Here is an 8,482-nt window from a genome sequence, read left to right as displayed (position 1 = left end):
CCCCCACGTTCAGCGGGTCCTCGCCGAGATCGGCGCCGACGGGCACAGCCCGCCCGCCGTTCGCGGTGGCGGCGTCCTCGGCCGTCCCGGCCCGTCCGGCCGCATTGACTCCGAGCGGGTTCTCCTCGGCGCTGCCGCAGGCGGCGAGCGCCAGCGAGGCGGTCAGTACTACGGCAGCCAGCGCGGAGCGGCGCCGGGACGGCAGTGCGGTCAGGAGTTTCACGAGCAGCCCTCCGGTCGGCCGGACAGGAGAAGGCCGGCGCTGATACCTGCACTTCGTTCCACAGCGCGGTTCGGCTTGGTCCGGTGCTCAGCACCCCCCCGTGCCGGCACCCGGACCTCCTCAGGCCAGGGGTTTGCCGCCGGTGACCCCGAGGATCTCCCCGGACACGTAGCGCGCATCGTTCGAGGCGAGGAAGACGTAGGCTCCGGCGAGCTCGGCCGGCTGGCCCATCCGTCCGAGGGGCGTTCCCTCGCCGAACGACTCCAGCTTCTCGGATGTCGTCGTGGCGGGCTGCAGCGGCGTCCAGATGGGTCCGGGGGCGACGGCGTTCACCCGGATGCCACGCTCGCCCAGCAGTCCCGCGAGGCTGAAGGTCAGGTTGTTCAGGGCCGCCTTGGTCGCGGCGTAGTCCATGAGGCTCGTCGACGGGTGGTAGCCCTGCACGGAGGTGGTGTTGATGATCGAGGACCCCTCCCCCAGGTGGGGCAGGGCCGCCTGCGTCAGCCAGATCGTGCCGAACACGTTCGTCTCGAAGGTACGGCGCAGCTGGTCGGCATCGATGTCGGGGAGGCCGTTCGGCTGGGCGATGTGGAAGCCCGCGTTGTTCACGAGGATGTCGAGGCCCCCGAGCCCCTCCACGACCTGCCGGACCGCTGCGGCGGCATACGACTCGTCCCGGAGATCGCCCGGCACGGCAAGTGCCGTCCGGCCCTCGGCGCGGATCAGCTCGAGGCAGCTCGCGCCGTCCTCCTCCTCCTCCGGGAGGTAGCCGATGGCGACGTCCGCGCCCTCCCGTGCGAAGGCGAGGGCCACGGCCCGGCCGATGCCGGAGTCTCCTCCCGTGATGAAGGCCCGCCGCCCCGCCAGCCGACCGTGCCCGGTGTAGCTGTCCTCGCCGTGGTCGGGGCGCGGGTCCATGCGCTCGGTGAAGCCGGGATACTCCTGCAGTTCAGGGGACGCGTCGACGGCGGGACCGCGCGGGTCCTCCTGGTCGAGGGTGCCTGACGGTTCGTTGGCCATTGCGCTCCTGGGATGGTTGCGAGAGTGAACACTAAGCCTACTGTCATTGTGTTTGTCGCGTTAGTCCTCTAGTAATGGACGTATGACAGTGATCCTGAGATCCCTCGAAACAGCTGTACCCGACACGATCATGGTGCAGCCCCAGGTGCGCGACGTCTTCGCTGCGCAGCCGGGCCTCACGCGGCTGGCACAGCGCCTCGTCGGAGCGGCCTTCGACTCCTCGGGGATCGAGACCCGGTACACCGCCGTCAAGGAGCTCACGCTCGAGGCGACGTCCGACGATCCGGTGTTCTTCGACCAGAAGGAACTGCGGATCCTGACGCCGAGCACCAAGACCCGCAACGCGGTCTACGCCGAGGAGGGCACCAAACTCTTCATCGAGGCAGCCCGCAAGGCACTGGACGCGGCTCCGGGCATCGAGGCCGCGGACATCACGCACGTCGTCACGGCGTCCTGCACCGGATTCTTCGCCCCCGGGCCGGACTACAAGGTGGTGCGAGCCCTCGACCTCGATCCGTCGGTCCAGCGCTACCACCTCGGCTTCATGGGGTGCTACGCGGCCTTCCCCGCACTCCGGTCGGCGAAGGCCTTCTGCGATGCGGACCCGGACGCCGTCGTGCTCGTGATCGCCGCCGAGCTGTGCTCGCTGCATGTCCGCTCCTCGAACAACCCCGACACCATCGTCGGGTCCTCCCTGTTCGCCGACGGCGCTGCGGCAGCGATCGTCTCCGCGCGGGACATCCCGCTGGACGGTCCGGCGCTGAGCCTCGACCACTTCGAGACGGTGCTCACGCCCGTGGGTGAGGAGGCGATGGCCTGGAACATCGGGGACGAGGGCTTCGAGATGGTCCTCGGCACGTACGTCCCGCACATCATCGACGAGCACATCGTCGGGGCCCTCGAACCCCTGCTCGCCCGCGACGCGTCGCTGAAGGGCCTGGACTACTCGGAGATCGAGCACTGGGCCATCCACCCGGGCGGGCGCAGCATCCTCGACAAGGTGGAGGCCAAACTCGGACTGAGCCCCGAGCAGCTGGTGCCGGCGCGCGAGACCCTGCGCAACTACGGGAACATGAGCAGCGCCACGGTCCTCTTCGTCCTGAAGGCCATCCTGGACCAGCCCGCGAGCGAGGGGAACAACCGCATCTGTTCCATGGCCTTCGGTCCGGGACTCACGGTCGAGACCGCGCTCCTCACCAGGATCGGAGCGTCCGCCGCGGTTTCCGAGGCCCGGACCGCCGGCGTGTCCGACGACGCCGACGCCGCCGTGCCCGAGGACCTCGAGCCCATCCTCAGCCAAGCCGGCGCATGAGCGGAGCAGGGTTCCTCGCGCAGCGGGACCCGGACGCCGTCGAGGAGATGGATCGGCCCGACTGCGACCCTCGGAAGCTCGACCGCACGTATGCGCAGTTCGGCGTGGTCAATGCCGTCGTGTCGGGCTGGCACCGCACGTACGCCTCGCTGCTCCGGCCGGCCTTCTCGCAGGACCGCACCAACACCCTCCTCGACATCGGTTCGGGCGGCGGGGACGTGCCGCGGGCCATCGCCCGCTGGGCGCGGCGTGACGGCTTCCGGCTCGAGGTGACCGCCATCGACCCCGACGAGCGCGCCCATGCCTATGCGACGTCACGGCCTGCCGTCCCTGGGCTGTCCTTCCGCCGGGCCCTCAGCACCGAACTCGTCAGGGAGGGCGCCGGATTCGACGCCGTCACCTCCAACCATGTGCTCCATCACCTCGACCCCGGCGAGTTCGCCGGTCTCCTCGACGACACGGAGCAGCTGGCCCGTCGGGTCGCAGTGCACAGCGACATCGCCCGCCACCCCCTCGCGTACGCCCTGTTCTCGGCGGGCACGCTGCCGCTGCCCGGGTCGTACATCCGACAGGACGGGCTCACCTCCATCCGCCGCAGCTATACGACCACCGAACTGCGCGAGGCCGTGGCCGGGAGGGACCAGTGGCGGGTCCGCACCGCCGTCCCCTTCATCAATCTGCTCGTGCTCGATCGGATGTCGGGCGGGGCTGTCGGCGATGCGTGACGTCGTCGTCGTCGGCGCTGGTCCCGTCGGGCTCTACACGGCCCTGCTCCTGCGCCAGGCGGGCCTCGACGCCGTCGTGCTCGAACGCCGCACGGAACGCAGCAGCCATTCGCGCGCGATCGGCATCCACCCGCCGGCGCTGCGGGCGCTCGAGGCCGGCGGTATCGCCGACGAGCTGCGGAGCCGCGGCGTACGGATCCGCGACGGCATCGCCCGCAGCGGCGGACGGCACGTGGGCACGGTGTCCTTCGCCGCCCTGCCCGGTGCGGAGCAGTACGTCCTCGCCGTACCGCAGGCCGTCACCGAGGAGATCCTGGAGCGGCGACTGGAGGAGGACTTCCCCGGCACCCTGCGACGCGGGGTCGCCGTCGTCGCCGCCCACGACTCCGGGGATCGCGTCCGGACCGTCACGCGCGTCCGGGGCGAGGACGCCGTCCTGGAGACGCGGTTGGTCATCGCGGCGGACGGCGCACGCAGCTCGCTCCGGGGCGACGCCGGCATCCGCGCACCGGCACGGAAATACCCCGACTGCTACGTCATGGGCGATTTCGAGGACACCACGGGCGACGGCGACGATGCCGTGCTGTACCTCGAGGACGGCGGGATCGTCGAGTCCTTCCCCCTCCCCGCCGGGATCCGGCGGTGGGTGGTCCGCGTCGGCTGCCCCGTGGAACGCCCGACGGCGGAAGCACTCACCCAGCTGATCCGGAAACGGACGGGCGTCGACGTCGACCCGGGCACCAATTCGATGCTGAGCGCCTTCGAGGTCCAGTCCCGGCTCGCCGAGCGCTTCGTCGCCGGACGCACTGTGCTGGTGGGCGACGCCGCGCACGAGGTGTCACCGATCGGCGGACAGGGCATGAACCTCGGCTGGCTCGACGCCGTCCGGCTGGTGCCGATCATCACGGCGTCGCTGAGGGACGGCCAGGACGTGGGCGCAAGGCTTGCGGCGTACGAGAAGGAGCGCAGGGCGCAGGCGACCCTGGCGCGCCGGAAGGCGCACATCAACATGGCACTGGGCCGGCCACTGCCGACGCCCCTGATGCGCCTCCGCAACGGGATCCTCGGGGCGCTGATCCGCAATGACACCGTCCACGCCGGCGTCGCCCGGGCCTTCACCATGCAATAGGCCGCGCCTTAACGGCTGGACCCCCGTGACCCCCGGCCGCAGGCACCGGATCGGCGCCTGCCGGCAGGGCAGTACGGGGGTCTGCCGACCCGAGGCCGGAAGGACTACTTCTTCAGCAGGCCCTTCTTGACGTTGGTGGGACGCTGCATCTCGCCCTGCTTCGCACCCATCACCACGACGATGCCGCTGATCAGCGGGAGGAGCCACTGGGTGGTCTTCAGCTGCGACTGCGCCTTGGCCAGTTCGTCGGTGGCACCGGGACGCGGTTCGGTTGCGCCCTCTCCACCCTGCTCCGCGAGCTCGCCGACCTTCTTGCCGAGGATCCCCGAGTACAGCGAGAGCGCCATGCCCGCCAGCGTGACGACGGACTTCCAGACGGTGTTCGAACCCACGGAGTCCTGGGACGCGAGGCGACCCTTGTTGCCGAGGATCAGGCCGATGCCGCCGACCGCGTGGACGGCGAATGCGGCCACCTGGACCGGCGTCCACTTCGCCCAGCCGAGCGCGGACAGCCGGGTGCGCTCCTTGGGGTCCTTCGCCTTGCCGGTTGCACCGTTGAGTCCGACAGCGCCCATCAGGGTGCCGCCGAACCATGCTGCGGCGCCGAGGTCGTGGGCTGATCGTGCCAAAAGGTTTCCTGCCATGATGTAGAGCTCCTTAGACGTTGGTTCGACCTACCCTCTACATTTATCAGCCTACTTAGGATTAAGCTATCGCCAGCTCGAGTTTGGAAACGCGCGGAGTCCTTCGCGCGGAACTGCTACGAAAGGCCCGAGGCACATGGCGGACGAAACGAACGATCTCGACGAGGTCTGGCCCCAGTGGAAGGACGCGGTCAACATGAGCGCGTCCCAGCTCGAGAAATGGCTTGACACGGAGGAATCGCAGTCGGTCGGCCAGAAGGAGCAGGACGGCGGCGAGTCCGTGGGCCATCGATCCGGCCGGCGCATCATCGAGATCCTGACCACGAAGCGGGACGACCTCGGGGACGACGACGTCGAGCACATGCACAAGGTGGTGGGCTACGTCCACCGCCATCTGGCCCAGCGCCCCACCAAGGAGGACATCGAGTCCTCGAAGTGGCGCTACTCGCTCATGAACTGGGGCCACGATCCCCTGAAATAGGGCTCCGTCCGGTTGGCCCGGTTCACCCGGAGAGCAAGGAAGGGCGCCCCGACGGTGCGGGGCGGCATCTCCGTGCGCCGGCTACTTCTTGGACAGCGCGCTTTCCTTGTGCGCTGCCTTCTTGCCGGACTTCGAGCTCTCCACGGTGTAGTACGGCTCGTCCTTGGACGCGTTGAACTTCTGGTCGTCGAAGGTGAACTCCTTCTCGTGCTTGTCCACGATCTTGCCCTCGGTCGTTCCCTGGGAGGTGTTCCAGGTGACCTCGTCCCCCTTGCTGAATGCCATGGTGTTCCTTCCTCGAGGCGATAGTGCTTCCGACACTCTCACCCGGGGAGGGAAAAGGAAAGCCTACTGATCGAGGTGGGTGGGGGCGAAGAGGCGCAGGAGTGTCTCCACGACGATGACGTTGGGACCCTCGGCTGCGAGGCTCGCGCCGAGCGCGGGACCGATGTCCTCGGGTGCCACGCGGCGGGCCGGCACCCCGAAGGACTCGGCGAGGGCCACGAAGTCGGGGCGGGACAGTTCGGTCGCCGTCGCCTTCCCGAAAGCGCCCTCCATGTACTCGCGGAGGATGCCGTAGCCGCCGTCATCGACGATCAGCCAGGTGACGGGGATGTCGTGCTGCCGAGCGGTCGCCAGCTCCGCGATGGAGTACATCGCCGAACCGTCCCCCGACACCGCGAGGACCCGGGCCGGCAGCCCGCGCGACTCGAGGCCCACGGCGCCTCCGATGGCGCCGGGGAAACCGAACCCGAGGCCTCCGGCGCCCTGCGCCGAGTGGAACTGGCCTTCGCGGGCATCCCAGCAGCTCCAGGCCCAGTAGGCCGAGATGGTCATGTCCCAGAAGGTCTGCATGCCGGCGGGGACGGCCTCCCGGATGTCCTGCAGAAATGCCCGCTCCTTGCCGAGATCCTGCGCGTCGAGACGCGCGCCCACCCGGGCGAGCGTCTCGGCCACGAGGGCTGCGGCGTCGTAGCCGGGCTGGCGATCCCGGTCGAGCGGCTGGAGCGCCTCGTCGAGGGCCGCGAGGGCCTGTCCCGCGTCGGCCCGGATCCCGAGCGCCGGCCGGTTGGACTCCAGGACACGCGGCTCGGCGTCGATCTGGATGATCCGGCCCCGGGGCTCCATCGTGAAGTAGTTGGAGGTGACCTCGCCGAGCGAGGACCCGACGACGAGGAGGACATCGGCGTCCTCGAGCACCTCGGTGACGTGCCGGTCCTCCACCCACGACTGCAGGGACAGCTCGTGCGTCCACGGGAAGGCGCCGTTGCCGCCGGGCGAGCAGACCACGGGGGCGCCGAGCTTCTCGGCGATCGACAGGAGCCACGCCTCGGCCCGGCCGCGCCGTGCGCCGCCGCCCGCGACGATCGCCGGCCGCTTCGAGTCCCTGAGCCATGCCACGGCCTCGCGCACCAGCTCGATCCGCGGCGGATTGTCGAAGGGCTCCGCGAGCGCGTCCTCGACCTCGGGCACCATCACGGGGTCCAGCAGCACGTTCTGCGGCACCTCGACCCACACGGGCCCCTGGGGCGAGGAGACCGCCTCGGTCCAGGCGTCCTGGATGGCGGAGGGGATGCCGGAGGCGTGCTGGATCAGGCGCTGGCTCTTCGTGACGTTCGCAGCCGACGCCTTCTGGTCGTCGAGCTGGTGGAGCATGCCCTTGCGGCGGGCACCGAGTCCCTCGAGGGGGATCTGGCTGGCGACGACGACCATGGGCACGCCCGTGGCATAGGCCTCCTGCAGGCCGGCGAGCGAGGTCAGCGCTCCGGGTCCGGTGGAGAGGAAGAGGACGCCGACGTCGCCGGTCGCGCGGGAGAAGCCGTCGGCGGCGAAGGCGGAGTTGTTCTCGACCCGGGAGGAGACGAACCGGAGGTCGGAGCGGGACAGGGCGTCGAAGAGCCCGAGTGCGTGCTGGCCGGGGATGCCGAACACCGTCGTCGCACCGAGGGCGGACAGCGTCTCGACGACGAGGTCGCCGCCGTTGCGCTGGCCGCTGACGGGGGTGGGGGGCGCCGAGGCGGCGCCGGCGGTGATGTCCATCTACTTGTCCCCGCGGATCGGCGCGTCGGACGGCGTGAGGGTGTCGGCCATCAGCGTCACGAGGTCGTAGGCCACGTGCGATGCCGCGACCCCGGTGAGCTCGGCGTGGTCGTAGGCGGGGGCGACCTCGACGACGTCTGCACCGACGAGGTTCAGGCCGCGGAGCCCGCGGAGGATCTCGAGCAGTTCACGGCTCGTGATGCCGCCCGCCTCGGGCGTCCCGGTCCCGGGCGCATGCGCGGGGTCGAGCACGTCGATGTCCACCGAGACGTACAGCGGGCGGTTGCCGATGCGCACCCTCAGCTTGTCGACCACCTCGTCGACGCCCTGGCGGTAGACGTCGGAGGACGTGACGATCCCGAAGCCGAAGCGGCGGTCGTCCTCGAGGTCCCGTACCCCGTACAGCGGCCCGCGGGTCCCCACGTGGGAGATGGCCTCGGTGTCGAGGATCCCCTCCTCCACCGCCCTGCGGAACGGGGTGCCGTGCGTGTACTCGGCCCCGAAGTAGGTGTCCCAGGTGTCCAGGTGGGCGTCGAAGTGCAGCATGGCCACCGGCGATCCGGCACGCTCCGCGGCCGCGCGCAGCAGGGGCAGCGCGATGGTGTGGTCGCCACCGAGCGTGACCAGCCGGGTCCCGCCGGCCGTCAGGTCGAGGGCCTCCTGCTGCACGGTCTCGATGGCTTCGTGGATGTTGAACGGGTTGACGGCCATGTCCCCCGCGTCGGCCACCTGCACGCGCTCGAACGGTGAGACGTCGAGCGCCGGGTTGTACGGCCGCAGGAGGCGCGACGCCTCGCGGACATGGTTCCCGCCGAAACGGGCGCCGGGACGGTAGGACACCCCGGAGTCGAAGGGGACTCCGACGACGGCGATGTCGGCGCGGTCCACCTGGTCGAGGCGGGGCAGGC

At 70.2% G+C, this 8,482-nt stretch carries 9 protein-coding genes and 1 pseudogene; 4 read left to right on the top strand and 6 right to left on the bottom strand.

All coding sequences use genetic code 11. The features are described from left to right. Positions 1-223: pseudogene (locus CVO76_RS02780) on the bottom strand (hypothetical protein); the annotation flags it as partial. A 120-nt stretch (positions 224-343) separates the two neighbouring features. Beyond that, on the bottom strand, positions 344-1,243 hold the full coding sequence (locus CVO76_RS02775; RefSeq protein ID WP_133083199.1) for an SDR family oxidoreductase: 900 nt from the start codon (positions 1,241-1,243) through the stop codon (positions 344-346). 82 nt (positions 1,244-1,325) lie between these two features. Between CVO76_RS02775 and CVO76_RS02770 the strand changes: the two genes are divergently transcribed. From CVO76_RS02770 to CVO76_RS02760, 3 genes are read left to right on the top strand one after another with little or no spacing between them, the layout of a single operon-like run. Beyond that, positions 1,326-2,555: a type III polyketide synthase gene (locus tag CVO76_RS02770; RefSeq protein WP_208740589.1), complete on the top strand. Its 1,230-nt coding sequence runs from the start codon at positions 1,326-1,328 to the stop codon at positions 2,553-2,555. After that, a complete protein-coding gene (locus tag CVO76_RS02765; protein ID WP_208740588.1) occupies positions 2,552-3,280 on the top strand; it encodes a class I SAM-dependent methyltransferase in 729 nt (242 codons plus the stop codon). The genes CVO76_RS02770 and CVO76_RS02765 overlap by 4 nt, the downstream gene beginning before the upstream one ends. Next, positions 3,273-4,409: an FAD-dependent oxidoreductase gene (locus tag CVO76_RS02760; RefSeq protein WP_208740587.1), complete on the top strand. Its 1,137-nt coding sequence runs from the start codon at positions 3,273-3,275 to the stop codon at positions 4,407-4,409. Before CVO76_RS02765 ends, CVO76_RS02760 begins: the two co-directional genes overlap by 8 nt. 104 nt (positions 4,410-4,513) lie before the next feature. Here the strand turns inward: CVO76_RS02760 and CVO76_RS02755 are convergent, their stop codons facing one another. Beyond that, positions 4,514-5,053, bottom strand: coding sequence for a hypothetical protein (locus CVO76_RS02755; RefSeq protein ID WP_133083195.1), 540 nt, complete (start codon positions 5,051-5,053; stop codon positions 4,514-4,516). Between the two features lie 136 nt (positions 5,054-5,189). On the opposite strand from CVO76_RS02755, the gene CVO76_RS02750 reads away from it, so the two are divergent. Next, positions 5,190-5,534, top strand: coding sequence for a DUF3140 domain-containing protein (locus tag CVO76_RS02750; protein WP_208740586.1), 345 nt, complete (start codon positions 5,190-5,192; stop codon positions 5,532-5,534). Positions 5,535-5,615: 81 nt separating this feature from the next. Here the strand turns inward: CVO76_RS02750 and CVO76_RS02745 are convergent, their stop codons facing one another. The 3 genes from CVO76_RS02745 to speB all read right to left on the bottom strand — a co-directional run. Beyond that, positions 5,616-5,819, bottom strand: coding sequence for a DUF2945 domain-containing protein (locus tag CVO76_RS02745; RefSeq protein ID WP_133083193.1), 204 nt, complete (start codon positions 5,817-5,819; stop codon positions 5,616-5,618). Positions 5,820-5,882: 63 nt separating this feature from the next. Continuing rightward, positions 5,883-7,574 (bottom strand): thiamine pyrophosphate-binding protein, encoded by a 1,692-nt coding sequence (locus CVO76_RS02740; protein WP_133083192.1) that lies wholly within the window; start codon positions 7,572-7,574, stop codon positions 5,883-5,885. After that, positions 7,575-8,482, bottom strand: a 908-nt coding sequence (gene speB, locus CVO76_RS02735; protein ID WP_208740585.1) for an agmatinase, incomplete at its 5' end; no start/stop codon positions are given. It lies immediately after the preceding gene.

It is taken from the genome of Arthrobacter agilis, assembly GCF_002953615.1.
Classification (GTDB): Bacteria; Actinomycetota; Actinomycetes; order Actinomycetales; family Micrococcaceae; genus Arthrobacter_D; species Arthrobacter_D agilis_B.
This window is presented reverse-complemented; position numbering and strand designations above follow the sequence as displayed.